This is a genomic window from Paenibacillus dendritiformis, from assembly GCF_021654795.1.
In the GTDB taxonomy this organism is placed as follows: domain Bacteria; phylum Bacillota; class Bacilli; order Paenibacillales; family Paenibacillaceae; genus Paenibacillus_B.
The window spans coordinates 2,929,594-2,955,393 of the sequence record NZ_AP025344.1 but is presented as its reverse complement, the minus strand read 5'-3'; the positions used below and the strand labels follow the sequence as shown (position 1 = coordinate 2,955,393).

The following is a 25,800-nucleotide window of genomic DNA, read 5'->3' as shown; positions in this document are numbered from 1 at the left end:
AATAAGGAGTATGCGCATTTATGGTATTCATTTCGAATTGGAGTTGATAGGACGATATGTATGCCAAGCGTTCCGGCGACCCGGCCGTCGAGCAATTGTTGGAAGTCATTATGAAGCTGCAAAGCATCGAGGAATGTTATGATTTTTTCGAGGACTTGACGACTCCGAAAGAATTGCAGGCCTTGTCCCAACGGCTGGAAGTCGCCAAAATGCTGTTGAACGGCAGCACGTACATGGAGATCGAAGCGGAGACCGGCGCCAGCACGGCCATTATCTCGCGCGTCAAGCGTATCCTGCACTATGGCAACGGAAGTTACCGGCTCATGCTCGGCAGGCTTGAAGAGGAACAGCAATAAAATCGGGACCGGGAAGCTCTCCGCGGCTCCGTCTCATTCAGATGTTTTGCCGGCAAAAGAGCCGACACATGCTAAACGCAAGCGCTTAGCGCGTGTCGGCCCCTTCTAGTTCATCAGCTTGCGGCTGACGAAGGCCAAATCCTGGTCATCGATTTTCCCGTTGCCGTTCGCGTCCATATGCCTTATCTCTTCCCAATCCGGGCTGTGCTTCGTCTTGCCGTAATGAGAGGCGACGATGCCCAGATCGCCGACGGTTACCTTGCCGTCCCCATTATAGTCCCCGGGAAGCGGTACACCGGCTTGAATCGTCTTGGAAAAGGGCGCCGCCTGCGCTTCCCGTCCCTGCTCGTCGCCGAGCACCGCGCTGGAGATAGAGATATCGCCGGTGTTCGAACCGATCTCCTTCTTCACGCGGAAGGTCAGCTCCAGCAGATCCGCCGCGCCATTGACCGCATTGCCCTCGCCTTGGCTCGCCACAATCAGATGCAGCTTGCCGGGCGTCTTCTTATCGCTCTCGACCAGACTGATGCCTTTCTTGACCGATTTGACGGACACCGGTTCCATAAAAGCCGGATCATACTCGACTCGGATATCCTGCGCATAGATGCTCTGCGAGCCGCCGTTCAAGCCGTACGTTACGGTGAACTTCTCCCCCGGCTGAACGCTGCTTGCCCCGGTCAATCGGGTCTGCCATCCGGCTGCCGCCGAATCGATGGTTACCGTGATGGTGGCGATATTCGAATCGGATTGGCCGTCGTTCGCCTTGAAGGTGAACGTGTCCGGGCCCGTCTCTCCCTCATTCGGCGTATAGGTGAAGGCGCCTGTCGACGCGTCCGTCACCACGGCCTTCCCTTTCGTGCCGTTGTCGACAATGCTGTATTTCAGTCTGTCTCCGTCGCTGTCGCTAGCCGTGAGCGTGCCGCTTACCGGGGTATTGGCCGCCGTGCGGAACGAGGCGTCCGCCGCTGCAGGCGCCGTATTGCCGCCCGTGCTTTTGCCTTTCGCCAGTTGATACAATCTGTCGTACAGCTCGCGAATTTGTGGATCCTGGCTGTACGCCGCTTCGCGCAGCACCGGACCGCTGCCCTTGTAGTACGCTTTGAACGTGTCCGGGCTGGCAAAGCCATACTCATAGGCAGCGTCAAGATATTCATGGAACCGCTTGCGGAATGCCTCGTCCACCAGCATGCGGTTGTCGAACTCGAGTTCTACGCCCATGCCGAACCGCTTCGCCGTTTTGACTCCGTCAACCAGACGATCGATCGGCAGCGGCTCGAAGAAGTAGTTCGGCTGGTAGGCTGCCGCATCGAATCCGGCATCCTTCCACATAAAGGCTTTATATGCCATAGAGTGCGGAATCCAGAACGATGTCAGGCCCTGCGCATGCACATCGGCATTGACCCTGCGGACGAACTCCGGACCCGATTCGCTGGTGCTGATCGACTCATCCAGCCAATACAGGCCGACAAGCTCCAGGTTGGAGTACGGGTTCTCTTCCCAACGCTTGAGGACTTCCTGGATCCACCAGCGGACCGCCTTCTGCCGATTGGCCAGCGCCTGCTCCCGGCCGACGCTTCCCTCACTGAAGTTCTCGGACACGCCGTCCCCGTCCACATCGCCGAAGTCCGTCACATGCTCGGCCGGAAGCGGGATCATCGTCACCACCTTCATCTTGTAGTCCGGCTGATTCAACTTCTGCCCGACTTCCTTCACCGCTTCATTCAACTGGCTCATATCGCCTTCCGGCTTGAAGGTTTTGTCGAGATACCATTTCCAGTCCGGCAAGAGCGAATCATACCCCAAATCGCGTCCTTCGGGCGACTTCAGGCCGAGCATCAGCACGCCGTCGAAGAACCAGTCCGTCAGTTCTCCGTTTTTGTTGACATAGCCGATCTCGGGAATCAGATTATCCTTCGTCCATTCCGGCGCATCGCTGTAGTACCCGTTATAGACGAGCGACAGATTGCGGATTCCGGCCGTATCCGCGCCCGGGCGCAAATACTCGAACGGCTTGGCAGGCACCTCCGAGGCCCCTTCCAGCCTGCCGTCCGCTCCGATGATCTCGATCTCGTCGAGGAAGGTCCAGGCTTTCGGGTGCATCGAGAACATCACTTTGACGTAACGCGCATATGCCATCTTCGCATCGGGCCCCGCCGCAGGAATGCCATCCTTGCTGCCATCCCACACATAGTACTGTTCCTTTGGCGGACCGTCGACCCACAGCAGCTCGGTCGCCTTGTGGGAGACCTCTCCCCAATTCACGTTATCGTTCGAGACGTATATCGATACCGTCAATGGGAACAGGATGGCCGATCCGGGCCAATCCTGAAGGAAGTGGGACTTAATGCCGGAGATCGACTTTGCCTCCCCCAGGTCGAATACGATCTCCCGCGTCTGCTTCTGCAAATGTCCGGTCCATGCCGGATCCAGCACGTTCGTGCCGCCGGTTTTGCCGTCCGTCAGCTTGTTGCCGGTATCCGGGTAGCGATAATCCGGCGCCTCCGACCATACATACGTGGAATCCTTGGCCAGATTGCGGAGCTCCGGCCCGCTCTCGGCCGCATGCGCATTCGGAACCGGAATGAAGGTGAACAGCATCATTATGCATAAGACCAGGGATATTCTCTTTTTCAAAGACAGCATCATTTTCCCTCCTGAGTGTGGTTTACATTCCCCCATGCCGCTTCTCTTGGCGCGACGGCCTCGCGCCCGACGCCTATCAACTCCCTCCCTTCCCGGAGACGCACAGGTCATAAATCCTTCGAAGTCCTATATGTAAGCGCCTTCACTATAACAATAAAAGACCTTCTAACCCGATGGAAAGAGATTTGTTATGACTTTCATATACAGTTGTTTACCTCCCTAATGCGCAATATGGATAAAACCGGACCTCCATCTGCCGGAACTGCATCAATTTAAAACGTTTTCGAGAACGCAGACACGGCTCTTTCGATGAAGATGGGAATAAGTTGCATTGCTGCAAATCTTTATTGACTGCTGCGCAGGAGGGCTGATACCATTACTTGCATACGCCCTAATATCCAAGTTGTCCCATCGGAGTTATCAATAAAATGTGGCGCGTTCAAATTAAAGGGTGCGGACGGCCCAGCGCAGAAGCTGGAAGCCGCCGAGAGAAAGGAGCATGCAAGATGAAGGGCAGACCCTACCGAAAAAAAGCGATGCTGTGGGCACTTATCGCGGCGATGAGCCTGACGGCCGCCTGCGGAAGCGGAACCGGTGGCGCGAAGACGGATTCCCAAGGCGGAACGGATGGGAGCGGCACGGAGACCATCGTGCTTCAGAACGTCTCCTACGATCCGACGCGCGAGCTGTACGCGGATTACAATCAGGCATTTGCGGCTTATTGGCAGAAGAAGACAGGGCAATCCATCACCGTGAAGCAATCCCATGGCGGCAGCGGCAAGCAGGCGCGTTCCGTTATCGACGGGCTGCAGGCCGATGTCGTCACCCTCGCCCTGGCTTACGATATCGATGCCATCCAACAGGCCGGCCTGATCAACGACGGGTGGGAAAAACGATTGAAGGACAACAGCGCTCCCTATTATTCTGCCATCGTGTTCCTCGTCCGCAAGGGCAACCCGAAAGGCATCCGCGATTGGAACGATCTCGTGAAGCCGGATGTCCAGGTCATCACGCCGAATCCGAAGACATCGGGCGGCGCGCGATGGAACTATCTTGCCGCCTGGGGCTATGCGCTGGAGGCTAGCGGCAACAATGAGGTCCAGGCGAAGGAATGGCTGCGCAGCCTCTACCTCAACGTGCCCGTCCTCGATTCCGGCGCGCGCGGCGCGACGACCACGTTCGTCGAGCGCGGCATCGGCGACGTGCTGATCTCGTGGGAGAACGAGGCGTTCCTGGCGACCAACGAGCTGGGCAAGGATAAATTCGAGATCGTGGTGCCCAGCCTAAGCATTCTGGCGGAGCCGCCCGTGGCGGTCGTGGACGGGATCGTGGATAAGCGGGGAACGCGCGAGGCGGCGGAAGCATACCTCGACTATTTGTATAGCGAGGAAGGGCAAGAAATCGCCGCCAAGCATTATTACCGGCCGCGCTTGGAATCCGTCGCCGCCAAGTACGAACAGCGCTTCCCGCAAGTGAAGCTGCTGACCATCCGGGAACAGTTCGGCGGGTGGGCCGAGGCCCACAAGAAGCATTTCGCCGACGGCGCGCTGTTCGACGAAATCTATAAACGGTAAATGTTCGATCTCCCGGAAAAAAGGAGGAGGCAATGCCCATGACAGCTGCACCGCCCTCAAAACAGACCCCGCATAAAGGCAAGCCGTATGCGGTCCTGCCCGGATTCCGCATCACGCTCGGTTTTACCGTCGGCTATTTGTCTCTGCTCGTGCTCATCCCGCTGTCCGCCGTCGTGCTGAAGTCGCTTGAGCTGAACTGGAGCGGCTTCTGGGCCGCCGTCTTCGATGAGCGCGTGCTCGCGGCCCACCGCATCAGCTTCGCGGCGGCGTTCGCCGCCGGACTGGTCAATGTCGTGTTCGGCTTTGTCGTCGCCTGGGTGCTCGTGCGCTATACGTTCCCCGGCAAGCGGCTGATCGACGGCATTATCGATCTGCCCTTCGCCCTGCCGACCGCGGTCGCGGGCATCGCGCTCACGACCATTTACGCCGAGAACGGCTGGATTGGCCGCTGGCTGTACGCAATCGGCATCCCGAGCGCCTACTCCGCGATCGGCATCGGGATCGCCCTCGTCTTCATCGGTCTCCCCTTCGTCGTCCGCACCGTACAGCCGGTGCTGGAGTCATGGGAGACGGAGGTCGAGGAAGCGGCCGCCACGCTCGGCGCGAAGCGGCTGACCGTCTTCCGTCGCATCATCGTGCCGCAGCTCCTCCCGTCTCTCCTGACGGGATTCGCGCTTGCCTTCGCCCGCGGCATCGGAGAGTACGGTTCGGTCGTCTTCATCTCCGGCAATATGCCTTACAAGACGGAGATCGCGCCCATGCTTATCATGACGAAGCTGGAGCAATATGACTACGCGGGGGCCACCGCCGTCGCGTTCGTCATGCTCGCCCTGTCCTTCCTGCTGCAGCTGCTTATCAATACGCTGCAATGGAAGTCGGCGCGCCGCATGAGCTCGCTATGAAGGCAGGAACGCCTGCCGAGTTCATTCCCGGGGCAGCCGCCCTGCTTATTTCCGATACTTTCATCCCGAAGGAGGACTACACGAATGGCCGCTTCTCCGTCCGCTGCCGTCTCCCCTTGCCCGCCGCCGGCGTGCCGCAAGCTTGCGCCCCGTGCCGGCTGCACGACCGAATCCCCGCTCGTCCGCCGGCTGCTCATCGGCGTCACGCTCGGTTTCATCGGTCTCGTCCTCTTGCTCCCGCTCGCGGCCGTCTTCGCGCAGGCGTTCAAGCGGGGCGCGGACGTCTACTTCGCGGCATTGACAGAGCCGGACGCGCTGTCGGCCATCCGGCTGACGCTAATCACGGCCCTCATCGTCGTGCCGCTGAATACGATATTCGGCATCGCTGCCGCATGGTGCCTGACCAAATTCGCCTTTCGAGGCAAGCAATGGCTCATTACGCTTATCGACCTGCCCTTTTCGGTATCGCCGGTCATAGCGGGCTTCCTCTTCATTCTGCTGTTCGGCGCTCACGGCTGGTTCGGCGCCTGGCTGGCGGCGCATGATGTTCAGATCGTGTTCGCGCTTCCGGGCATCGTGCTCGCGACGCTGTTCGTCACCTTTCCGTTCGTGGCGCGGGAGCTCATCCCGATCATGCAAGCTCAGGGCACGCTGGAAGAAGAAGCGGCCGCCACGCTGGGCGCGAAGGGATGGGCCATGTTCCGCCGCATTACGCTGCCGAACATCAGATGGGGGCTGCTATACGGCATTATTATTTGCAACGCCCGCGCCATGGGCGAGTTCGGAGCCGTATCCGTCGTCTCCGGCCATATTCGCGGCGAGACGAACACACTCCCCTTGCATGTGGAAATCCTGTATAACGAGTATCAATTCTCTGCCGCGTTCGCCTCGGCCTCGCTGCTGGTCGCCCTGGCGCTCCTTACGCTCGCGGCGAAGCAGTGGCTCGAACGGACCCGGGCCTGAACGCAATCCGGTCTTATTCGAAGAACATCCGCTACGGATGTTCTTTTTTCTATAGATCTGCTTGACTCTCCGCTCGCATGAAGCCTCCCTCTCTATTGGCCAGGCACGGCCTATCCCCCCATCTGAAGCTGATTGTTCAAACAGACCAATTTGCCAAAAGATAGAGAGAAGTTTAGTCAAGCATTCTTCCTTTTCTATACTCTATTAAGAGAGAAATGAAAGGCGGGTGAAATATTGTGAAATTGAAAGCAAACGAAAAAGAGTTGCAACGTTATTTTGAGGGAATGGCTCAACTCATGAAGCAGGTCGTGAAGGAGTCTGGCACGGTGGACGAGCTGCAAGGAGACAAGCTCGTTCAAGCGCTTCGGACAGCCATCCGGGAGGAGATAGACAATGAAGGGAAACGGAGCCCGGATTCACCGCTCAAACCATTGCTGGAAAGGTACGTTCACCGCCAGGTTGAATTGACCTCGTTCGGGGGAACGATTCAAGGAATGATTAACGAGGTCGGTGAAGACTATGCAGAAATTAGAGAGTCGGATGGATCGATCGTGCTCGTGCACCTGACTCAAGTCATCTCGTTCCAGAGTCAATAAGAGGAAGGTGATTGAAATGAAAGAAAAGCTCCGTTCATTGCTTGGGAAACAAGTCCAGGTAGCAAGCGCATTGGATTTGATAACAGGCGTTCTCGTATCCGTCGATGACATGAAGCTGACTGTCCGGACTTCCCGGTTGACGGGGTATGACAATGGACAGTACGCCATCTTTCAGCTTCATATGGTGTCCTTTGTCCGAGTTCTCTCCTAACAAGCTGAAATAAGGCGGTGACCATGATGACCTACCCTAGAGTACCCGGTCTTGTAAGCATTGTGATTACAAACTATAACAAAGCGGATTTTTTGATAGATTGCTTGGATGGCATCCTGCGGCAAACTTACCCGAACTGGGAAATCATTCTCGTCGATGATGCCTCGACAGACGATTCTTTGCTGCAAGTGGAGAAATGGCTGCAACTCAATCGGGAACAATTGGCCGACCGCACGTTTATGACGGTGCCCCTGCCCCGCAATATCGGCTATGCCGGAGCGGTGACGACCGGCTTCTTTTTGGCTGCGGGTGAATATATCGCTGCCCAGGATTCGGATGATATTTCGCATCATGAACGTCTGGAGCGGCAAGTGTCCTTTTTGTTGGGCCGCCCGGATATCGAGGTGGTGGGAACCAACTATGAGGTGTTCCATCACAATCTGTGGGAGCCGAGATCAAGAGCGGGCTGGATCCGGTACGGAGAACAAATACGCAAAGTATATGCGAACGGCGGCCACTGCGTATGCCATGGAACCATCATGCTTCGCGGGAAGCTGTTCGATCGGATCGGCGGGCATACAAGGAGAATAGAAGGCGCGGAAGATTATGAATTTATTGCCAAGGCGCTGAAGGCAAAGCCCCTGAATATCGCCAATATACCGGATGTTCTGTATTATTACCGCAGCCATCCGAATCAGCGCTCCCGGAAATACTTTGGAAAAGATCGGATGAAGCGCAATGAGAAATAAAGGCTACCGCGTGCTGATGGTGTTGGATAGCTTGGCCATCGGCGGAACGGAAACCCATGTGCTCAGTCTGGTCAAGGGACTGCAATCAATAGGAGTGAAGCCGGTATACTGCGGAGCGAACGGCTTAATGTACAACTCCTTCGCGCAGGCGGCATGCCCGATTCATGCCGTCGATTTAACAGCGGGCGCCTTTATGCTGGATAGCTCGCTGCAGCAGACGAACCGCACCTTGAAGCAGATCATGCGCTACCGCAAGATCGATGTCGTCCATGTCCATCAGACCCCGTCGGGAATGTACGCGGCCATGGCCGCTCAAGAATTGGGCATATCTGTCGTGTTTACGGTTCACGGGGCTTATTATCCCGAGGAGCAGCTTGTCCGCACTGCCCGATGCAGCGGCGCAATCATCAGTGTGAGCAAGCCTGTACAGCGTTATTTGCATAATCTGGGAATCACTTCCCTGCTGGTTCCGAACGGGGTGGACCCGGAGGAGTTCTACCCGGCGCCCTCTCATGCACTGCGGAACTCGCTTCGGATACCGGATGATGCGACCGTTGTCGTCTACGCAAGCCGGCTCGCCTGGGACAAGGCCATCGTCTGCACGATGTTAATTAAAGCGGCGGAACGGCTGCGCGCCACGGATCTGCCCAACCTGCATCTGGTCGTGGTCGGCGATGGCATTCAATTTTCAGAAATTTGCGAGATGGCCGATGCTGTCCATGATCATACCGGACAAACCTTTATCCATATGGCCGGGAATCAGACGAAGATTCGTGACTATTTCGCGCTTGGGGATATCGTCGTCGGCACCGGACGCGTTGCCCTTGAAGCAATGGCTTGCGGGAAGCCCGTGCTGGCCATCGGCAATCACGGCTTCTTCGGTCTCGTCGAGCCGTCTGTATATGGACAAGCGTGGGACTATTATTTCGGCGACCATGATTCTCAATGCAAGACGACGGAAGAGGCCATCGCCGAATCATTGAAAAAAGCATTGGCCGATCGGGACGCTCTCAAGGAGATTGGAGCGCAAGGCCGAAGATGGACATTAAAGCATTTTGATATCCAAAAAATCGTTGCGCGCATGGATGAAATCTATACGGCTGTTCAAGCCCGAACCCAATGACGGGAGTGTGATATCAACATGAAAAAAGTCTTGTATCTCGCATGGATTGGATTTAATAATTTGGGCGACGAATGGATGCGAGCCATGTTTGAACAACTGGCGAAGCTTCATTTGAGCCCGGAGGAATACCAAGTCATTCTCTCGGTGCCCGGAGTGGACATCAAGGATGTGACGAAGTACGACACGATTGTCATGGGAGGCGGATCCCTGCTAATCCCAGGCTATCTTGATATCCTGCATGATGCCGTGCGGGAAGGAAAGCGCGTAATCATCTGGGGCAGCGGCCATGATCGCTTGAACGCGTTCAGCTTCGGTCCCAATACCCCTCCGGAGAGTGAACGGTTTTGCCTGAAAATGAAAGAAGTTGTCGATCATGCGGCCTACTGCGGCGTGCGCGGACCGTGGACATTCGAATATATGCGGCAGATGGGCGTCGCCATGGATCGGGTAAACCTGAGCGGCGATCCCGCCATGCTCGCCTCCCCGCCGGCATCCGACCCGGATGACGAACACACCTCAGAACGATGGATCGGCATCAATTGGGGCACATCCTACAACCGGATTTATGGCAATGATGAAGCATACGTCGAGAATCAGCTAGCTTCCGCCGCCAAATTTCTGATCGAGGAAGGCTATAAGATATATGTATATCCGGCATGGGGGCCGGATCGGGAGGCATGCAAGCGGCTGTGCACGAAGATCGGCGCTTCCGACCATGTCGTATATGATGCGGGAGTGCATTCCTATGAAAAATATTTGCAGCTGATAAAGCGGTTTGCCCTGACCATCAATTTCAAGCTTCACGCCAACGTTCTGTCCGCGGCGGCGAATGTGCCTTTCGTCTGCTTGGGGTACCGTTTCAAATCGTTCGATTTCGCCCATTCCATCGGTCTTCCGCAATTGGCCATCTCCACGGACGCGGCGCAGCTCGCCGATCGGATACGCGACACGGCCGCCTATGCGCTCGCGAACAAGAAGTCGATTCTCGAGCAGATCGGCACTCACCGGCAAGAAGCGAGAGCAAGCTTGGAGAAGCCTTTTTTGGAGCGTCTATTTTAACCGGTTGTTAGCCTAAAATGAAGCCGCCCCGTACGAAGCCATCCCGCTTAAGGATGGCCTTCGTGCATCATGCCTTTTTGAGTAAAGGGGGGCCCTTGTCACTTTCATGACTTTGGGGACACCCCCTCCCTCCTGCCGTGCTTCCTATGGCGCAGCCCGGCAGTGGCAACAGCCGTCCATTCGTTCACCGGTGCAGAAGCTTCAAAATATCGAGCGGCGTCTCGAAAATATACCGGGCCTCCTCGAATCCGGATGCCGATTTCGCCCCCCACAGCGCAAGTCCGAAATCGACTCCCGCCGCCATCGCGCACTTCATATCATAAGGGGAGTCCCCGATATATATCGCTTTATCCGCTGCGCAATCCATAAGCCGCAGCCCCAATTCGAGCGGTTCGGGATCGGGCTTGTGCCTGCTCGTATCACTGGCGCACACAACCGATTGAAAATAATGATCGATGCCGAGCAAATAGAAGCTGTCCTTCATTTCTTCCGCCGTCTTGGACGTTACGATTCCGCAAGCCGGAAGCTTCGCAATGACGTCCTTCATCCCCTCGAAAATGGGCACGTTGCTCATATACGGTTTTTCTATCTCCGCACATCTTTTTATGGCGGCTGGAATGTCTTTCACGTTTAACATTTCCATCGTTTTGTAGCTTGGAATCCCCAGCGAGAAGCGAAGCTCGTCCAGATGATACGTGAGACCGAGCTCGGCCAGCGTCTCTTGCAGCGCATGGAGCCCGATAAGCTCCGAATCGATAATGGTGCCGTCCAGATCAAAGAGAAAAGCTTGATACATCCCATTCATCCTCCCCTATTCTTATTCGCAACCAATGGTACAGGATGAAATGGATTTCAAGTCAAGCCTCGAAATAAAATTTATACCGAAGATCGAGCAAGGATACGGTAAGGAATGTTCACCTTGTCGCGTGAACGCCGCACCGCCAGGTCGAAGGCCTGCTCGCCGACCTGCACGAGACGATGGTCGATGGAGCACAGGTCGAGGGCTACTCCGACCGGCTGGTTCTCCTGCCCCATAATCGCCAGATCATGCGGAATGGCCAGCCCGTTCGAGACCGCGTACCGGTATATCCCGCCAGCCACCTCGTCCCCGTTGGCGAATATGGCCGTCGGTCTGTCCTCCAGGCTGAGCAGCTTCTCGGCCGCTCGGTATCCATCCTCGAACGAATAGCAATTCGAGATGACGTAATCGTCCGGCACGCTGCCGAATACGTTTTCATACGCCGCGAACGTCTGCTGCGTGCTCCTGCTCTCCTCTCCCCTCGCGATCGTGAAGGCCGTTGCGGTATGCCCCTTCTCCTTCAAATACTGAAAGGCGTCTACATAAGAGGCATACCGATCGATATAAGCGCAGCCAATCTCGGGATGCTCGGTGAATTCGCAAGCAATCACCGATCCGTACTCGACATATGGCAATATCTGCTCCCAATCATTCGCGCGGGAGGTAATCATCACGCCGTCCAGCCATTTATTTTTCAGCATATAGAGATATTCCAGCTCTTTGCTCTTATCATATTTCGTCGGCAGCACGGCCACGGAATAATCCAGTTCCCGCGAACGGTTCAATGCCCCGTGCAGCAACTGATCGAAGGCCTGATTGTTATTGTACGGCATAATGACCCCGATCATTCGGGTCTCCCCTCGAATCAAGCCTATGGCATTGCGGTTGGGAGCGAAACTCCATTCATCGATAACCTGCTGCACGGCTTTTCTCTTTTCTTCGGACACATATTTGTAATTGTTGATCACTCTGGATACGGTGGAGACCGATACTCCGGCTTTCTTCGCGATATCGTGGATATTCGGCACAGGATCATATCCTCCTTATATGAGCCCCGTTAGTGAGGAATCAAGTATGACTCCTTCTATCATACCGATATTATGCGTCTCTGGGCAAATGCCGCGAGCGAAACGGGGAGGAGCGACGGCGCTACTTTCACCGCCGAATCCCTTTTTTCCGCTTCGGGGATGTGTTTCTTCTCCCTTTTTTCATTTAAGCGGCGGGAAGAGCGGCGAATAATGGTTGAGGCAGGGAAAACTTCATTCATCTTGAGAGAGTCCAAGGGATTTTGTGGCGCTTCATTTTGTGTGTGGCGGATCCCGGCTCAACGCTATGGGTGCCAATCTCCGCCCTTTCGTAAAAAACAAGGGGTTTCCAACCGCCTGAAAACTGCACCATTTCCCTAGACACGTCTATCCGGCAGGCGAACTCCGCAAAATTGCACGAGATTTCTCGCATACGCCGATTCAGTAAGCGAACTCCGCTAAACTGCACGATTTCTCGCGTACGCCGATTCAGTAAGCGAAATCCTGCGTAAATACAGCAATCCGATAAGGGACGAGTTTACCAGAAAGGGAATCCTGCAAAATCTCCTAGGCCCCCTAATTAAACTGGAGCTTCCGGCTCCAATATTATAAGCTGTTATCAGAGGGGGACAACTAGTATGGGAAAGCACTTTAGCAAGGAAAAACGCCTGCAAATTGTAAAGGAAGCAATGGCCGGCATTAAGGTGGGAACACTTGCCCGAATGTACGGTGTCCATCCGGAGACGGTACGTGTTTGGGTTAGAGACCACCGTGACGAAATTAGCCAAGAGGAGATACCCGCAGCAGACGAGCATCTGCAAGAACTCCGTCGACTTCAAGAGGTAGAGGCAAAGTTCGAGCAGGCAAAAAAGCTCCTGGGTGAAAAAGAGCTTGAGATCGAGATCCTACGAGAAGTCGTAAAAAAGAAGAACCCCGCTTATCTGAAAGACTTGAAATAGCAGAACCGTTTATTAAGCGGGGGCATGCAGCAGCTAAAGTTCTGCGTATCCTGAAAGTTCGCGAATCGACGTACTATGGCCGGAAGAAACGAGAGGCATCCAGTACCGAAGAACAGGCTTCATGCGCTCTAAAAGGGCGTCCTGTGCCTGGATTTTCCTCTACGAATACGGGCCGGAAAGTTTCAGATGAACAGATTAAAGAATGGATGCTCGAACTCCTGGAAGGAGAAGAGCACATTTATGGGTATAAGAATTTGGCGCTGTGCCTCCGCAGACAACGTGGATTGATTCTAAACAAGAAAAAGGCGTACCGCATTTGCAAAGAGTTAGGAATTCTTCAGAAACAACGGAAGAAAACAAGCAAACATCCTCGAAGAGTACCGAGAAACCGGACGGTAACCGGGGTGAACCAGCTATGGCAAATTGATATTAAATATGGGTACGTGATTGGGCGCCAGCGTTTCTTTTTCGTGCTCAGTATCATCGATGTATTTGACCGCGTCGTCGTCGGACAATACCGGGGTTCCGTGTGTGAGGCCAAGCACGTCGTACAGACACTATGCCGGGCGCTACAAGAACGCCTGAATCCCGGCGATGAGTTGCCCACCGTCCGCACCGACAACGGGCCTCAGTTTGTCAGCAAGTTGTTTGGTGATACGTGCGAGAGTCTGGAGATCGTCCATGAACGCATCCCGCCACGCAGTCCGAATATGAATGCCTACATTGAGTCATTTCATAGCTTACTCGAACGTGATCTGTTCAGCCTGACGGAATTTATGACATTTGAAGAGGCCTATGAAGCACTTGATCGTTACATGGATTTCTACAACAACCGCAGAATGCATGGTAGCCTAAAGAGCATGTCACCATCGGAATACTCAAAGTGGGTCATGACGCTGGAGGACCGATCAAAATATCATCGGGCCGTGTAACCACGCGAAATAGGAAGCAATTCTAAGAACGCATCTTTTTTGGTGGACATGACTCCAGATATAGGGGGCCTAGCCGAAATTACAGGAATTTCACCCGTTTCGCTTCGGCTTGAAGCAAAAGGGCCTATAATGATGTAGATTTGCAGCAATTCCTCGGATGCCGATTCATTGCGCCGAAATTACTGTAAAATAGCAGCAATTCCCTCCACATATTAAAGCCAGAGGAGGCAACGATGCCTACTGAAGGCAATGAAGCCCGCAGGATCCAACGCGGTTCCTTGGATCCCGTTTCACTGATTTATAATCCCATAAAAAACCAAATCTTCAAAAGATCCGTTTTTATAAACATGATCTTTTAGAGTGCCTTCGTATAACATCCCGCACTTTTCCATAATCTTTCCAGATGCGGGATTCGACTTAAAATAACGTGCATAAACACGATGATAATTCTTCTCTTTAAAAGCAAATTCTATCACGGCTTTGGCTGCTTCTGTCGCATATCCCTTTCCCCAATATTCTTCTCCTATCCAATAAGCGACTTCACCATTTTTATGTTGATCATGATTTGAAAGAGCAATCGCGCCATATAACTGTCCGCTATTTTTGTCCGTTATGGCGAATTCGTACATTCGGTCTAATTCAAAGTTTTGCTCATGATTTGCAATCCACGAAAGAGCGCATTCCAAAGAATAGGGATAGGGTAAATTCAAAGTGCTTTTGTATAAATTATAATTGTTGCAAAATTCGCTAACCTCTTTTGCATCAGACTCTTGAAATAGCCGCAGAAGCAATCTATCCGTTTCTATTGTTTTTTCTGCTTTACTATAAATCATGATGTTCCCCCCATCGAAAAACAAGTTTTGTCGCCCATTATATAACAATTATGAAATGGATTACTACCCTCCAAGCAATAAAAGCCGTCAGATAAGATCTGCGGCTTTTTTACGGCGAAATGAACCCTACGGGAAAGCAGAACAGTTGTATCATAACGAGCAAGGATTAGAGAGGCTCAGCACATTATGCACAGAACTAAAGCAAGGACAGGCACGGAGCCAGAGTTATTATGGAAGCTACGGGACATTATCACCTTGGACTTGTCTGTTGCTTGGCCCGGGAAGAAATCCGTCAACTTGGTTACCAAGTCAACAACCCCTTCCGCCGTTATTCATCTCCGATAATCAATGACCTCTTCCCAACTCCAGTGGTCGTAATACCCCTCCGGCACCATCAGGCCGCGAATCCACTGCCCCGTCCGTCTGCCATCCGGCTGAGCCAGCATCACGTGCGCCTTGCTTCGGTCGGTACGAATCCAGGCGAGGCTCCTTGCCTCCTTCAGCAGGACCGGAAAAAAATCTCCGGCGTTCCGAGGCGGACGAGTCAGCGCTGCCTGCCGCCCTCCTTCAAGATTCACGAGCACCAGAGAAGGGAGCGGGCGCTCGCTAGGTTCGCCGGACCAGGCGGCTTCTTTCGACCGGGCGGCGATCAGAATATCATCGTCCAGCCAGGCAAGATCCCGATCGGCATAGCCTGCGGGCGTAGATGATTTTGGCAGGAACGACGGCGGGCCGGTTAATACGGTCAGCCGCTTGTTGCTTGTCGCTTCCCGACCGTAGCCTTCGATATAGGCGAGCCTGCTGCCTTGCGGTCCCCACTGGAACCACTCTTCATAATTCAGCATTTGCCCGGCCTTCAAGAAGGTCCCCGCGTCCGCGGACAACAAACATAAAGTATTGCCGTCTGCCGACATCGACGCCGTCGGAACGGCGAGGAACGCAATCCATTTCCCGTCCGCCGACCATTTGAAGCGGCTTGTCGTCACGGCAAAGAAATCCCGGGATTGGCTTTTAATGGTATAAAAGAACTCGCTGCGAGTCTCTTTGTCCGGACGCACGGTATATAATTCGATATCCGACCATTTTCCGTCCGGCAGCAGGCGGGCTTCCACAGAGTAGAGAATAGAGCCGTCCGGTTTCCAGGAAAAGTTGCCGGCATGGTCGGCGATTCGCCGCGGCCCCTGCTGGCTATCCGCATCAAGGACGTACAGAGTGCGACGATCCTCCTGCGATTGGAAAGCCAAGACGTTGCCGGATGGCGACCATTGTGCGTTATGCCCCTGCCCGGCCTCGCGCATCTTGCCCGTGACGGCATGATAAAGCCATACTTCCTTCTCCTCCTTGCCCTTCGAGAAGGCAAGCCAGCTCCCGTCGCGGGACCAGCGCGGACTGCGGATATATTCTCCGCGGGTCAGCTGCTTCTCCTCAGGGCCGATCGCAATCCACAGATCGTTGCCGCGAATAAAAGCGGCGGCCGCTTTCCGTTCCGCAGCGTTCTCTGCCCGGACGGCCGCCGGCCAACATGAGCAGAATAACGCACAGACGATGAGCGCCATCAACCATTTTTTCATGGGAACCCCTCCTGCCGCATCCGATATTCCTCTAGAACCTAGAGTTTCCCGTTATGCCGAAATTATGAGAACTCGAGCCGCGGTTCCTAAGGCATGGATTCCGTAAGCAGTTGGAGACGGAAAGCTTTCCTTGCATGCGGCCGCCGATGCCGGAGCACAATAATAACGGTGTGCGAATGCCATTATCCAAGTGTCCATTAAGGGGGTGGGATCGGGATGAACGGAATGTTTGGTTTTTTGAAAAATTGGAGTAATCGAAAAACGCTTTGGTCTTTATTGGCGATTGGCGTCGGCGCGGCGGCCGTCGGATTGACGCAGCAGCGCATGCGCATGAACGGAAGAAGAAACCAACCCTTGAAGCAGCTCCGCAAAAAGCTTCGCACCGGATAGCGCAACATAACAGCCAGTTCCTTCTCGGGTCTGGCTGTTATTCCATGCAACCCCGCTATATCCGAGCATGCTTCCGGACGTATTGTCCCGTGACAGAGTGCGGGCAATCAATCAGGCCCTCTGGCGTGCCTTCAAAAATAACCTGTCCACCTTCATGTCCAGCCCCCGGCCCCAGATCAATGATCCAATCGGCTTGGCAGATGACATCCATATTGTGCTCGATAACAATGACTGTGCTGCCTTTGTCGACGAGACGATTCAGAAGCCCGATTAACCGAGCGACATCAGACATATGCAATCCGGTCGTCGGTTCGTCAAATACATAGATTTGACCGCCGCTCTCCATCTCGGCTGCGAGCTTGATCCGCTGTACTTCCCCTCCGGATAAGGTGCTCAGCGGCTGTCCCAGCGTAATATAGTCCAGCCCGACATCACTCAACCGCTCCAGGACAGGCCGAATCTGTTCATCCCTGAAAAATTCCTTGGCCTCCGCGACGTTCATCGCCAATACGTCTCCGATATGCTTGCCCTGCAGCGTATGCTTCAAAACGTCCGCGGTAAACCTGTGTCCTTGGCATACTTCGCAGACGCTGACTATCGGATCCATGAAGGCCAGGTCAATATAGGTTTTCCCAAGGCCCTTGCATTCCGGACAAGCCCCCTCCGAATTGAAGCTGAACAGCGAGGCGCTCACCCGGTTCGCCTTGGCGAACAGACTGCGGATCGGATCCAAGATTCCGGTATACGTCGCCGGGTTGGAGCGCTTCGTGGCCCGAATCGCGCTTTGATCGATGAAGACCGCTTCCGGATAAAATTCTGGGAGCACCCCATTCACAAGGGAGCTTTTCCCGGAGCCAGCGACGCCGGTTACGGCGGTCAGCACGCCCTTCGGGATGTTCACGCTGACATCCTTCAGATTATGCAGCGAAGCGCGCTCGATCGCGAGCCAGCCCTGCGGCTGCCGCGGTGACCGATTGAGCCGCGGCCGATGTCCGAGATGCCGCCCGGTGAGCGTCCCGGAGGCGGTCAGCCCCTCCAAGCCGCCTTCATATACGATCCGGCCTCCATTGGATCCGGCTTCAGGCCCCATATCCACGATGTGGTCCGCGATCGCGATCACATCCGGGTCATGCTCGACGACAAGCACCGTATTGCCCTTGTCCCGAAGCTGCTTCATCAGCGTATTCAGCCGATGGACATCACGGGGATGCAGGCCGATGCTCGGTTCATCGAAAATATAAGTGATGTCCGTCAGACTGCTTCCGAGATGGCGCACCATCTTGACCCGCTGCGATTCCCCTCCGGACAGTGTGGAGGTCTCGCGGTTGAGGCTGAGATACCCCAGCCCGATGCCGATCAGGCTTTCCAGCCTTTCAAGGATAGCCGAGACAACAGTGGCGGCGGCAGGCGCAGCGATCCCGCGCATGAAGGGCAAGAGATCGGTCACTTGCATCGCAGCGCAGTCCGCGATGCTTTTGCCGTTGATCGTGCACGTTAACACGTCCGCTTGAAGACGGGCGCCATGGCAGAGCGGACACTGCCCCCGCGTGACAATGCGGTCGAACTCTTCCTTGTAGCGCGTCTTGCCCTCCTCCGGTTCCTTGGCCAGGAAGCTCCTCTCGAAGCGCGGGATGATGCCTTCATACTTGGAGGTCGGCGGCCATCCGGGACCCGGATCCTTGATTTTCAGATCCGTCTTGTACAGGAGCGTGTCCCACTCTTCCTCCGTATAATCCCGGAGTTTCTTGTCATTGTCGAACAGCCCGGAGCAGACGTAGCGTTTCCAGCGCCACTCCCCGGGCCGGAAGGTAGGGAATTGGATCGCGCCTTCATTCAAAGATTTGCTCCGATCGAGCAGGCGATTGATATGGATGGCGGCGACGGTCCCCAAGCCTTCGCATTTCGGGCACATCCCTTGCGGGTTGTTGAAGGAGAAGACGTCGGAATAACCGACGAAGGGCTTCCCTATGCGGGAATACAGCAATCGCAGCAACGAATAAATGTCGGTCACGGTTCCGACCGTCGACCTGGCGTTGCCGCCGATGCGTTTCTGATCAACGACGATCGCGACCGAGAGATTGTCGAGCGAGTCGACATCCGGCTGGCCGTAATGCGGAAGACGATGGCGCACGAAGCTGGTGAACGTCTCATTGAGCTGCCGCTGCGATTCCGCCGCGATCGTGTCAAAGACGAGCGAAGATTTGCCGGAGCCGGACACGCCAGTGAACACGGTAATCTTCTTCTTCGGAATGCTCACCGTTACATTTTTCAGATTATGTTCCCTGGCGCCTGCTACATGAATCCAATTTTGCCGATGGTCGGGGCCTTGACTTATTGACGTCATGCTATCTCCTGCCTTTTGTAAAAATAACAACTATTAATTTCCTATGAGCAACTATATGGTTATTCTAACGAAGCATCATCAAGAGCATCCGCTACCTTCCGGCACAGCTCCGCGAAGATGCCCTGTTCCCCGGGCGTAAGCACGGAAGCGGCGATGTCCGCGGCTTCGCGCCGGCTGTGCGCGGCGATAGACAGGAACGTTCTGCCCTCGTCCGTCAATGATGTCGTCTGTTCGCGGCGATCCTGCTCGCCTGCCGTCTGTTCGATGAATTGCTGGTCCTTCAACACTCGCAGCGCTTTGGAGATGGCCGGGCGCGACATGCCCAGCCTCTCGCTGATCTCCGAAGGCATCAGCGGACCGCGGATGCGGAGCAGCTCCAGGATATCGTACTGCGCCCATGTAAGCTGTTCCGGATTGATGCGCGCACGTCTCGCAACCAAGACGCATTGCAGATGAGAGAGCGCGTTTTCCAGAGCTCCCGGTTGTTCAGGCTGCATGAGATTACCTCATTTCATTGATGTTGATCTGCTCTCATTATAGCAATATAGTTTCCTTCAGGCAATTATTTAAAATATATCTAATGCAACAGACAATCCCATGCCTCCTATGAAAAAAAGGCTCCGGCACAATCAAGGCCAGAGGTTTGTCAGTCTTACTTCTTCATCATCGTCATTTACCGCTCTTGCTTGTCGTCGCTTCCCGATTCAACTGGGCAATCAACTTCTTAACGGTCATGCCCTTTTCCTTCGCCAGCTCTTCCGAGCTTTTGACGCTAACTGCCATCTCGGCGCCATCCCGGTCCATATTCTTGCCGATAACCTGCCGCTTGAGTTTACCGCCGGACACGCCTTCTGCTCGGAGCGCAGACGATGCGGGCATCACTTGAAGCTGCGACTGCAATCCGTTATTCGCAACCTTTCCATGCGCTTCTGCCGCAGAAGCCTTAACCATTTTGCTGGCGATGCTGCTGCTCGGCACTTCCGCCGCATAGGCCGAACCGGCCATAGCTAGAACAGCTAACGATGCGATACCTGCTGTCAATCTTTTTTTCATAGTAAATCTCCTCCTGATTGTGATAGCTGCCGCAATCCTGGTTTTCCCGCCGTATTTTTCATACGGCGGCGGCACAATCCATACACTACATGGGGAAAGTGTCAGCAGTAAGGCAGGCTTACATAGAATTACGAAATCCATATGAAAAGTATAGGAGCATCCCGTACACCCCGCCATTTAGCTGGCTCTTGACCATAATATTGCATCGTATTGACCATTCCGGAATGCCCAGTTTGATCCTCCCATTGATTTCATCAGCAATTTTTTGCTGACGTATTTGCTGGCGGGCCGCCGCTCCAGCACGATAATATCCGCCTTCCATTCAGCTCTTTCCTACAATTTCAGCACTTTACTTCGCTCTCCCCCTACGTCAGGGGATCTCCTGTTCCGTCGTTTTTCTCTACTCTCCCATCAAATCAGGAGCCGTCCTCTCTCAGCTCTTGCAACATTATCCCAACAAGTCAGGAAGCACCCTCTCTTAGCTCTTGCACCATTATCCCAACGTGTAAGGAAGCGCCCTCTCTTAACTAATGCAACATTATCCCGACTTGTCAGGAAACGCCTCTCTCAGCTCTTACACCATTATCCTAACGTGTCAGGAAACGCCCTCTCTCAGCTCTTACACCATTATCCTAACGTGTCAGGAAACGCCCTCTCTCAGCTCTCTTGCACCATTATCCCAACAAGTCAGGAAGCACCCTCTCTTAGCTCTTGCACCATTATCCCAACGTGTAAGGAAGCGCCCTCTCTTAACTAATGCAACATTATCCCGACTTGTCAGGAAACGCCTCTCTCAGCTCTCTTGCACCATTATCCCAACGTGTAAGGAAGCGCCCTCTCTCAGCTCTCTTGCACCATTATCCCAACAAGTCAGGCAGCTTCCATCTCAGTAATTTATCCGCACTTCCCGACGAGTCAGGTTTATTGATGTAGGTTGATAACAAATGATAATTAGAAATGGTCCTATTGCTAGAACACCGACCATCCGTGACACCTTGTTCTCAGTTTAAGATACTCTTCTTTTAGAGCTGTTCTTTCTCATTATTCAAGAAGGATGAAATCCGAGCATCGTCGATTTCCTGAGCTTTTGGAAGATCGTTTCAACAATACGATTTCCTGACCCATGGGGAGTTTGGATAAAGAAGAACCAAACATAGACGACTTCCTGACCTACGGGGAGTTTGGATAAAAGGAGAACCAAACATAGACGACTTCCTGACCCACGGGGAGATTGGATAAAGGGACAAGCAAACATAGACGACTTCCTGACCCACGGGGAGATTGGATAAAGGGACAACCAAACATAGGCGACTTCCTGACCCACGGGGAGATTGGATAAAAGGACAACCAAACATAGACGACTTCCTGACCTGCGGGGAGTTTGGATAAAAGGAGAACCAAACATAGACGACTTCCTGACCCACGGGGAGATTGGATAAAGGGACAAGCAAACATAGGCGACTTCCTGACCCATGGGGAGTTTGGAAAAAAGGACAACCAAACATAGACGACTTCCTGACCCTCGGGGAGTCTTAAAGGGGCCGGGCAGTTTGAGCTATCGTCATGTTCTGCAGACAGCAAATCCTCGTCCGCATCTGGTTACTTTTGCAGTGTCTGCTTCGCGCCGACCCCGGCTTTGCCGTCGCTCCCCCCTTTCATCCGGGCTGGAGTGCTGAAAGCAAATAAATCCCTGTGCAGCCGCGTTCAACAGATTATGCCTTGCAGTATGGCCGCATACTCTTACTGGGTTGTCATTCCTTGCTCTTGGAGCGAAACCTGCACGATTTTGGCCTCGCCGCCGGGAGCAGATTTCGGCAAGGCGGCTTGAACCGGCTCGGCCTCCTTCGCCCCACCTCGCCGGAGCCCGACACGGCCACCTGGAAGCCTTCCTTATGCAGGCCGTAAAAGATCAGATCGGCCTCGCTTCCTTACTTTCGATAATTAATATCTTGGTCTAGTCCATCATTCCACCCCGATCTAGCGACATGACAGTACAGGATATTCCCAGACCGGTAACGTTATTGAATCGGAGGGATCTGGCGTTGCCATACCGGGCCTGGTCTGAAGTAAAATTTTGATATCTATAATTTTGTTATCTTGCTATTCTATTCGTATTTCCGTACAAACGACTATGGCGAAGGATATACTAATACTAGGAATGGAGGTGAGCGCCCATGCCGGAGCTTGTAACCGATGAAATGTGGCAGGCCATCGTCAGCAATAACAGCGCTTATGACGGCCATTTCTGGTACGCGGTGAAATCGACGGGCATATTTTGCCGCCCTTCCTGCAAGTCCAGGCCGCCGAAACGCGAGAATGTCGGCTTCTTCCGCAGTCCGGAAGCGGCGTTGTCCGCCGGCTACCGCCCATGCAAGCGCTGCAAGCCGACTGGACAGCGGCTGCCGGATGACGAATGGATTGCGATCGTGACCGCCTATATCGACCGGAATTATGCGGAGAAGCTGACGCTCCGCCGCCTGGCCGAGATCAGCCACGGGAGTCCTTATCATTTGCACCGCATTTTCAAAAAGATCATGGGCATGACGCCGGTTGAATATGTCCAGCGGCGTCGGATTGGGCAAGCCAAGGAACTGCTTCGATCCACGAAGCTGGCAATCGCCGAGATCGGGCAGTCCGTCGGGGTGTCCAATCCCCCCTACTTCATTACATTGTTCAAGCAGACCGCCGGGTGCACTCCGGCAGAGTACCGGAAGCGGCAGCTGGCGGATGCGAAGGAGGATATCGAGTATGGAAAAGAAGAAAGCTGATTTGCCGATTTATTGGTCCGTTGTCGAGTACGGGGAGTGGAATCTTATTCTTGCGGCGACAGACGCGGGGCTCTGTTATGTCGGCTCTCCGGGGCAACCGCTCGATGCCATTGCCGAATGGGCGGGCCGCCGCTGGCCGGGCAGAATGCTGCAGCGGAATGACGGGAAGCTTCAGCCGTATGCGGCGGAGCTTGCCGGCTATTTGCAGGGCAAGAAGCGCAGCTTCGCCATGCCGTTGGATTTGCAGGGCACGCCTTTTCAGTTGGCAGTCTGGCGCGCACTATGCGGCATCCCGTATGGACAGACGCTGTCCTATTCGGAGCTGGCCGAGCAGCTTCAGCGCCCGTCGGCAGTACGGGCCGTCGGAACAGCCATCGGGGCCAATCCCGTCCTCATCACCGTCCCTTGCCATCGCGTCATCGGCAAGGACGGAGCGCTGACGGGCTACCGCGGCGGCCTGGATATGAAAGCGAAGCTGCTGCGGCTGGAACGGGACGTCTTGTCGGCAGGAGGGCGGATGCATGCTTGACCGTCTGGCACAACGGATGGCACAGCTAGATTGGAGCTCCGTCCGGCTCTCGCTGGACGAGCATGGCTATGCGAAGCTTCCTGCGGTCCTCGATGCGGCAGCCTGCGAGCATCTTATCGGGACCTATACGGAGGAAGCGAACTTCCGGAAGACGATTTCCATGGCGAGATACCGCTTCGGAATCGGGGAATATAAATATTATGATGCACCGCTTCCGCCGCTGCTTCAGCAGCTCAGAGAAGGGCTGTACCCGGAGCTGGCCGGCCTTGCCAATGTGTGGCGGCAGCGGCTCGGCAGCGGCGGCTCGCCCTATCCGGAGCGGCTGGCCTTATTCCTGGAGCGCTGCCGCGAAGCCGGCCAGACCCGCCCTACCCCGCTTATCCTGAAATACGAAGCGGGGGGCTACAATTGCCTCCACCAAGATATGTACGGCGATGTGTTCTTCCCCTTCCAGGTTGTATTTGCGCTGAACCGTCTGGGGGAAGATTACAAGGGAGGCGAGTTCCTGCTGGTGGAGCAGCGGCCGCGGGCGCAGAGCCGGGGGCATGCCCTGTCGCTGGCGCAAGGAGAAGGGCTCGTCTTCCCGACGAATCATCGCCCGGTGCAAGGCGTGCGCGGCTATTACCGGACCGCGGTTCGGCATGGGGTCAGCACCGTTACGGAAGGCGCGAGATATAGTCTGGGCATCATCTTCCATGATGCGAAGTAAAGGAGGACGGACATGAAGCCGGAATGCACTTACACATCGCCGAAGACCATTCTTAATAAAGGCACCGGATTTCTGTCGGGCTACAGCCATTCGCTTAATCCATACACAGGGTGCGCGTTCGGCTGCTCCTACTGCTATGTGCGCCGCATGCCGGTGTCGATCTTCCGCGAAGAAGAATGGGGAAGCTGGATCGATGTCAAGCAGAACGCGGCGGAGTTGTTCCGGAAGGAATACCGGAGGGCGAAGGAGAAAGGTCCGGTGACCATTTTCATGTCTTCCAGCACCGATCCGTATCAGCCGATCGAGCACGAGGAGCGCATTACCCGGTCGCTGCTGGAGATTATGGCCGACCGTCCGCCCGACTTCCTGCTCGTGCAGACGCGCAGTCCGCTCGTACGCAGAGATATCGACCTGCTCGTCAGGCTTGGCGATGCCGTACGCGTCAGCATGACGGTGGAGACGGATCTTGAAGAGATACGCAAGCACTTCTCGCCCCAAGCTCCGCCCATTCCGGCCCGGCTCAAGACGCTCGAGCTGCTGGCGGAAGCAGGGGTCCCGGCCCAGGCCACGATCGCGCCGGTGCTGCCGAGCAGCGAGGCGTTCGGAGCCGTGCTGCGCCCGCTCGTGAACCGGGTGTGCATCGACGATTATTTTATGGGCGACGGCAGCGGCGGCAAGAGAACCCGCCAATTGAACATGCAGGCGCTGTACCGGAAGCTGGGGCTAGAGGAATGGTATCATCCCTCCGCCTATCGCCTCGTCTATGATCGGCTGCGGCGGTATTTCTCCGAGGAGGAGCTGTTCATCAGCCAGGCGGGATTCGAGCCTTGACACTCTATGCGTCAGCCCATTCAGCTGAAAACATTGATCGGGGCAAAAATAAGAAGCAGGGCCGTGTGGACACTATGCAACGTGCCGGAATGTCTCCGCTTCTTCTCGCTTCGTGCCGAAGATAAGCCGAAGCCCCGGCCATACCGCCGGTGGTTATCGGCATAGAGCATCGCTGAACAGCTCCTTATTTTCGCTTCATGCTTCGAATCAGCGCTTTCGCCTCCGGAGCGACGCGGTATGACTCCGTAATCTTTTGCAGCGCTTTGTTGTAGGTGAAGTCATCTAGCGTATTGCTTCGCAAATAGTCCATTGTAATGTCCGGCAGCCTCACGAAACAGATGGACACCGCCCAGGCTACCGCCATCTTGACATAGTAGCCCTCATGCTTAATCCGGTCCAGCCGCTCCAGCACGCGGTGAATATAAGGCTCATCGGCATAATAATTCAGGAGCATCACGACGCCGAAGCGAATCTCATATTCCATGTCCGATTCGAGATAAGGCTGGACGAATTCCCAGACCCGCTCTTTATGCAGGGATGCGATTTTTAGCCCCGAGCAAAAGCTGTCGCATACGGACCAGTTATCGATTTTGGGCACGAACGCGGCGACGTGCCCAAGGATCTCCTCCACATCCGCCTTGGCGCAGCCAATAACCATGCCCTGCAGCATCACTTCCTCGAAATAATCGCTATTCGCCTGCGCCAAATAAGTCCGCCAGTCGCCCTTCGCAATGCTCCGGGCGAGCTTGCGCAGCTCAGGCAGCCGCACCCCGACGACATTGTCAATATTCGGAATCAAGGAAGCGGAAAATTGCCGGTATTTCTCCTCCGCCAGCGCCATAATCCGTGCCCGAATCGCAGTCTCCATCTCCAATCTCCTC

26 protein-coding genes are annotated in these 25,800 nt (G+C 54.8%); 16 read left to right on the top strand and 10 right to left on the bottom strand.

The features are described from left to right. Positions 1 to 56 precede the first annotated feature (56 nt). Positions 57 to 356: a YerC/YecD family TrpR-related protein gene (locus tag L6439_RS12930; RefSeq protein WP_168180541.1), complete on the top strand. Its 300-nt coding sequence runs from the start codon at positions 57 to 59 to the stop codon at positions 354 to 356. 105 nt (positions 357 to 461) lie between these two features. Here L6439_RS12930 and L6439_RS12925 read toward each other — a convergent pair whose 3' ends face one another. Next, positions 462 to 3,002 carry a DUF4855 domain-containing protein gene (locus L6439_RS12925; RefSeq protein WP_331253382.1) on the bottom strand — a complete coding sequence of 847 codons (2,541 nt, stop codon included), beginning with the start codon at positions 3,000 to 3,002 and terminating at the stop codon, positions 462 to 464. A 503-nt stretch (positions 3,003 to 3,505) separates the two neighbouring features. Here L6439_RS12925 and L6439_RS12920 point away from each other — a divergent pair. The 8 genes from L6439_RS12920 to L6439_RS12885 all read left to right on the top strand — a co-directional run bounded on the left by L6439_RS12920 (position 3,506) and on the right by L6439_RS12885 (position 10,176). Beyond that, entirely contained in the window at positions 3,506 to 4,573 is a 1,068-nt protein-coding gene (locus L6439_RS12920; protein WP_168180539.1) for a sulfate ABC transporter substrate-binding protein, read from the top strand. A 38-nt stretch (positions 4,574 to 4,611) separates the two neighbouring features. Further along, positions 4,612 to 5,475: a sulfate ABC transporter permease subunit CysT gene (gene cysT / locus L6439_RS12915; protein WP_213469435.1), complete on the top strand. Its 864-nt coding sequence runs from the start codon at positions 4,612 to 4,614 to the stop codon at positions 5,473 to 5,475. An 84-nt stretch (positions 5,476 to 5,559) separates the two neighbouring features. Continuing rightward, positions 5,560 to 6,438, top strand: a complete 879-nt coding sequence (gene cysW, locus L6439_RS12910) for a sulfate ABC transporter permease subunit CysW (RefSeq protein ID WP_213469436.1) — start codon at positions 5,560 to 5,562, stop codon at positions 6,436 to 6,438. A gap of 236 nt (positions 6,439 to 6,674) precedes the next feature. Next, a complete protein-coding gene (locus L6439_RS12905; RefSeq protein WP_168180536.1) occupies positions 6,675 to 7,034 on the top strand; it encodes a hypothetical protein in 360 nt (119 codons plus the stop codon). A gap of 16 nt (positions 7,035 to 7,050) precedes the next feature. Further along, positions 7,051 to 7,245, top strand: coding sequence for a hypothetical protein (locus tag L6439_RS12900; RefSeq protein ID WP_168180535.1), 195 nt, complete (start codon positions 7,051 to 7,053; stop codon positions 7,243 to 7,245). 26 nt (positions 7,246 to 7,271) lie between these two features. Next, positions 7,272 to 7,994: a glycosyltransferase family 2 protein gene (locus L6439_RS12895; RefSeq protein ID WP_213469437.1), complete on the top strand. Its 723-nt coding sequence runs from the start codon at positions 7,272 to 7,274 to the stop codon at positions 7,992 to 7,994. Further along, complete coding sequence (locus L6439_RS12890; RefSeq protein ID WP_213469438.1) at positions 7,984 to 9,117, top strand: glycosyltransferase family 4 protein; 1,134 nt, start codon at positions 7,984 to 7,986, stop codon at positions 9,115 to 9,117. The genes L6439_RS12895 and L6439_RS12890 overlap by 11 nt, the downstream gene beginning before the upstream one ends. Positions 9,118 to 9,135: 18 nt before the next feature. After that, a complete protein-coding gene (locus L6439_RS12885; protein ID WP_168180532.1) occupies positions 9,136 to 10,176 on the top strand; it encodes a polysaccharide pyruvyl transferase family protein in 1,041 nt (346 codons plus the stop codon). Positions 10,177 to 10,360: 184 nt separating this feature from the next. On the opposite strand, the gene L6439_RS12880 is transcribed toward L6439_RS12885, so the two are convergent. Next, positions 10,361 to 10,972 carry an HAD family hydrolase gene (locus L6439_RS12880; RefSeq protein ID WP_213469439.1) on the bottom strand — a complete coding sequence of 204 codons (612 nt, stop codon included), beginning with the start codon at positions 10,970 to 10,972 and terminating at the stop codon, positions 10,361 to 10,363. A gap of 80 nt (positions 10,973 to 11,052) precedes the next feature. After that, positions 11,053 to 12,003, bottom strand: coding sequence for a LacI family DNA-binding transcriptional regulator (locus L6439_RS12875; RefSeq protein WP_168180530.1), 951 nt, complete (start codon positions 12,001 to 12,003; stop codon positions 11,053 to 11,055). Positions 12,004 to 12,638: 635 nt separating this feature from the next. Here L6439_RS12875 and L6439_RS12870 point away from each other — a divergent pair. Both L6439_RS12870 and L6439_RS12865 read left to right on the top strand, forming a co-directional pair. Continuing rightward, on the top strand, positions 12,639 to 12,959 hold the full coding sequence (locus tag L6439_RS12870) for a transposase (protein WP_172879205.1): 321 nt from the start codon (positions 12,639 to 12,641) through the stop codon (positions 12,957 to 12,959). Beyond that, a complete protein-coding gene (locus L6439_RS12865; RefSeq protein WP_213471791.1) occupies positions 12,956 to 13,891 on the top strand; it encodes an IS3 family transposase in 936 nt (311 codons plus the stop codon). Before L6439_RS12870 ends, L6439_RS12865 begins: the two co-directional genes overlap by 4 nt. A 290-nt stretch (positions 13,892 to 14,181) precedes the next feature. Here the strand turns inward: L6439_RS12865 and L6439_RS12860 are convergent, their stop codons facing one another. Together L6439_RS12860 and L6439_RS12855 are read right to left on the bottom strand one after the other, a co-directional pair. Next, on the bottom strand, positions 14,182 to 14,724 hold the full coding sequence (locus L6439_RS12860) for a GNAT family N-acetyltransferase (RefSeq protein WP_168179047.1): 543 nt from the start codon (positions 14,722 to 14,724) through the stop codon (positions 14,182 to 14,184). A gap of 332 nt (positions 14,725 to 15,056) precedes the next feature. Next, on the bottom strand, positions 15,057 to 16,295 hold the full coding sequence (locus tag L6439_RS12855; RefSeq protein WP_168179048.1) for a TolB-like translocation protein: 1,239 nt from the start codon (positions 16,293 to 16,295) through the stop codon (positions 15,057 to 15,059). Positions 16,296 to 16,511: 216 nt separating this feature from the next. Here L6439_RS12855 and L6439_RS12850 point away from each other — a divergent pair, with 216 nt between their 5' ends. Then, complete coding sequence (locus tag L6439_RS12850; protein WP_168179049.1) at positions 16,512 to 16,685, top strand: DUF3918 family protein; 174 nt, start codon at positions 16,512 to 16,514, stop codon at positions 16,683 to 16,685. Between the two features lie 55 nt (positions 16,686 to 16,740). Here the strand turns inward: L6439_RS12850 and L6439_RS12845 are convergent, their stop codons facing one another. From L6439_RS12845 to L6439_RS12830, 4 genes are all read right to left on the bottom strand, one after another. After that, entirely contained in the window at positions 16,741 to 19,029 is a 2,289-nt protein-coding gene (locus L6439_RS12845) for an ATP-binding cassette domain-containing protein (RefSeq protein ID WP_213471357.1), read from the bottom strand. 59 nt (positions 19,030 to 19,088) lie between these two features. Then, complete coding sequence (locus L6439_RS12840) at positions 19,089 to 19,526, bottom strand: MarR family winged helix-turn-helix transcriptional regulator (RefSeq protein WP_168179051.1); 438 nt, start codon at positions 19,524 to 19,526, stop codon at positions 19,089 to 19,091. 172 nt (positions 19,527 to 19,698) lie between these two features. Beyond that, on the bottom strand, positions 19,699 to 20,082 hold the full coding sequence (locus L6439_RS12835) for a hypothetical protein (RefSeq protein WP_168179052.1): 384 nt from the start codon (positions 20,080 to 20,082) through the stop codon (positions 19,699 to 19,701). Between the two features lie 118 nt (positions 20,083 to 20,200). Beyond that, positions 20,201 to 20,404 (bottom strand): hypothetical protein, encoded by a 204-nt coding sequence (locus L6439_RS12830; protein ID WP_213471358.1) that lies wholly within the window; start codon positions 20,402 to 20,404, stop codon positions 20,201 to 20,203. Between the two features lie 1,852 nt (positions 20,405 to 22,256). Between L6439_RS12830 and L6439_RS12825 the strand changes: the two genes are divergently transcribed. From L6439_RS12825 to L6439_RS12810, 4 genes are read left to right on the top strand one after another with little or no spacing between them, the layout of a single operon-like run. After that, positions 22,257 to 22,850: a bifunctional transcriptional activator/DNA repair enzyme AdaA gene (locus L6439_RS12825; protein WP_168179053.1), complete on the top strand. Its 594-nt coding sequence runs from the start codon at positions 22,257 to 22,259 to the stop codon at positions 22,848 to 22,850. Beyond that, entirely contained in the window at positions 22,831 to 23,379 is a 549-nt protein-coding gene (locus L6439_RS12820) for a methylated-DNA--[protein]-cysteine S-methyltransferase (RefSeq protein WP_168179054.1), read from the top strand. Before L6439_RS12825 ends, L6439_RS12820 begins: the two co-directional genes overlap by 20 nt. Next, positions 23,372 to 24,088, top strand: a complete 717-nt coding sequence (locus L6439_RS12815; protein WP_213471359.1) for a 2OG-Fe(II) oxygenase — start codon at positions 23,372 to 23,374, stop codon at positions 24,086 to 24,088. The genes L6439_RS12820 and L6439_RS12815 overlap by 8 nt, the downstream gene beginning before the upstream one ends. Positions 24,089 to 24,100: 12 nt before the next feature. After that, positions 24,101 to 24,919, top strand: a complete 819-nt coding sequence (locus L6439_RS12810) for an SPL family radical SAM protein (protein WP_168179056.1) — start codon at positions 24,101 to 24,103, stop codon at positions 24,917 to 24,919. Positions 24,920 to 25,103: 184 nt separating this feature from the next. Here the strand turns inward: L6439_RS12810 and L6439_RS12805 are convergent, their stop codons facing one another. Beyond that, complete coding sequence (locus L6439_RS12805; RefSeq protein WP_213471360.1) at positions 25,104 to 25,787, bottom strand: DNA alkylation repair protein; 684 nt, start codon at positions 25,785 to 25,787, stop codon at positions 25,104 to 25,106. Positions 25,788 to 25,800 lie beyond the last annotated feature (13 nt).

Bases quoted from the DNA above. Each gene is read 5' to 3' on its own strand.
- L6439_RS12805 (WP_213471360.1), bottom strand. From the start codon at position 25,787: ATGGAGACTGCGATTCGGGCACGGATTATGGCGCTGGCGGAGGAGAAA.
- L6439_RS12820 (WP_168179054.1), top strand. From the start codon at position 22,831: ATGGAAAAGAAGAAAGCTGATTTGCCGATTTATTGGTCCGTTGTCGAG.
- L6439_RS12835 (WP_168179052.1), bottom strand. From the start codon at position 20,082: ATGAAAAAAAGATTGACAGCAGGTATCGCATCGTTAGCTGTTCTAGCT.
- L6439_RS12900 (WP_168180535.1), top strand. From the start codon at position 7,051: ATGAAAGAAAAGCTCCGTTCATTGCTTGGGAAACAAGTCCAGGTAGCA.
- L6439_RS12880 (WP_213469439.1), bottom strand. From the start codon at position 10,972: ATGTATCAAGCTTTTCTCTTTGATCTGGACGGCACCATTATCGATTCG.
- cysT (WP_213469435.1), top strand. From the start codon at position 4,612: ATGACAGCTGCACCGCCCTCAAAACAGACCCCGCATAAAGGCAAGCCG.
- L6439_RS12825 (WP_168179053.1), top strand. From the start codon at position 22,257: ATGCCGGAGCTTGTAACCGATGAAATGTGGCAGGCCATCGTCAGCAAT.
- L6439_RS12855 (WP_168179048.1), bottom strand. From the start codon at position 16,295: ATGAAAAAATGGTTGATGGCGCTCATCGTCTGTGCGTTATTCTGCTCA.
- L6439_RS12830 (WP_213471358.1), bottom strand. From the start codon at position 20,404: ATGGAAGGCGGATATTATCGTGCTGGAGCGGCGGCCCGCCAGCAAATA.
- L6439_RS12815 (WP_213471359.1), top strand. From the start codon at position 23,372: ATGCTTGACCGTCTGGCACAACGGATGGCACAGCTAGATTGGAGCTCC.
- L6439_RS12885 (WP_168180532.1), top strand. From the start codon at position 9,136: ATGAAAAAAGTCTTGTATCTCGCATGGATTGGATTTAATAATTTGGGC.
- L6439_RS12920 (WP_168180539.1), top strand. From the start codon at position 3,506: ATGAAGGGCAGACCCTACCGAAAAAAAGCGATGCTGTGGGCACTTATC.
- L6439_RS12850 (WP_168179049.1), top strand. From the start codon at position 16,512: ATGAACGGAATGTTTGGTTTTTTGAAAAATTGGAGTAATCGAAAAACG.
- L6439_RS12895 (WP_213469437.1), top strand. From the start codon at position 7,272: ATGACCTACCCTAGAGTACCCGGTCTTGTAAGCATTGTGATTACAAAC.
- L6439_RS12925 (WP_331253382.1), bottom strand. From the start codon at position 3,002: ATGATGCTGTCTTTGAAAAAGAGAATATCCCTGGTCTTATGCATAATG.
- L6439_RS12890 (WP_213469438.1), top strand. From the start codon at position 7,984: ATGAGAAATAAAGGCTACCGCGTGCTGATGGTGTTGGATAGCTTGGCC.
- L6439_RS12840 (WP_168179051.1), bottom strand. From the start codon at position 19,526: ATGCAGCCTGAACAACCGGGAGCTCTGGAAAACGCGCTCTCTCATCTG.
- cysW (WP_213469436.1), top strand. From the start codon at position 5,560: ATGGCCGCTTCTCCGTCCGCTGCCGTCTCCCCTTGCCCGCCGCCGGCG.
- L6439_RS12845 (WP_213471357.1), bottom strand. From the start codon at position 19,029: ATGACGTCAATAAGTCAAGGCCCCGACCATCGGCAAAATTGGATTCAT.
- L6439_RS12860 (WP_168179047.1), bottom strand. From the start codon at position 14,724: ATGATTTATAGTAAAGCAGAAAAAACAATAGAAACGGATAGATTGCTT.
- L6439_RS12870 (WP_172879205.1), top strand. From the start codon at position 12,639: ATGGGAAAGCACTTTAGCAAGGAAAAACGCCTGCAAATTGTAAAGGAA.
- L6439_RS12930 (WP_168180541.1), top strand. From the start codon at position 57: ATGTATGCCAAGCGTTCCGGCGACCCGGCCGTCGAGCAATTGTTGGAA.
- L6439_RS12810 (WP_168179056.1), top strand. From the start codon at position 24,101: ATGAAGCCGGAATGCACTTACACATCGCCGAAGACCATTCTTAATAAA.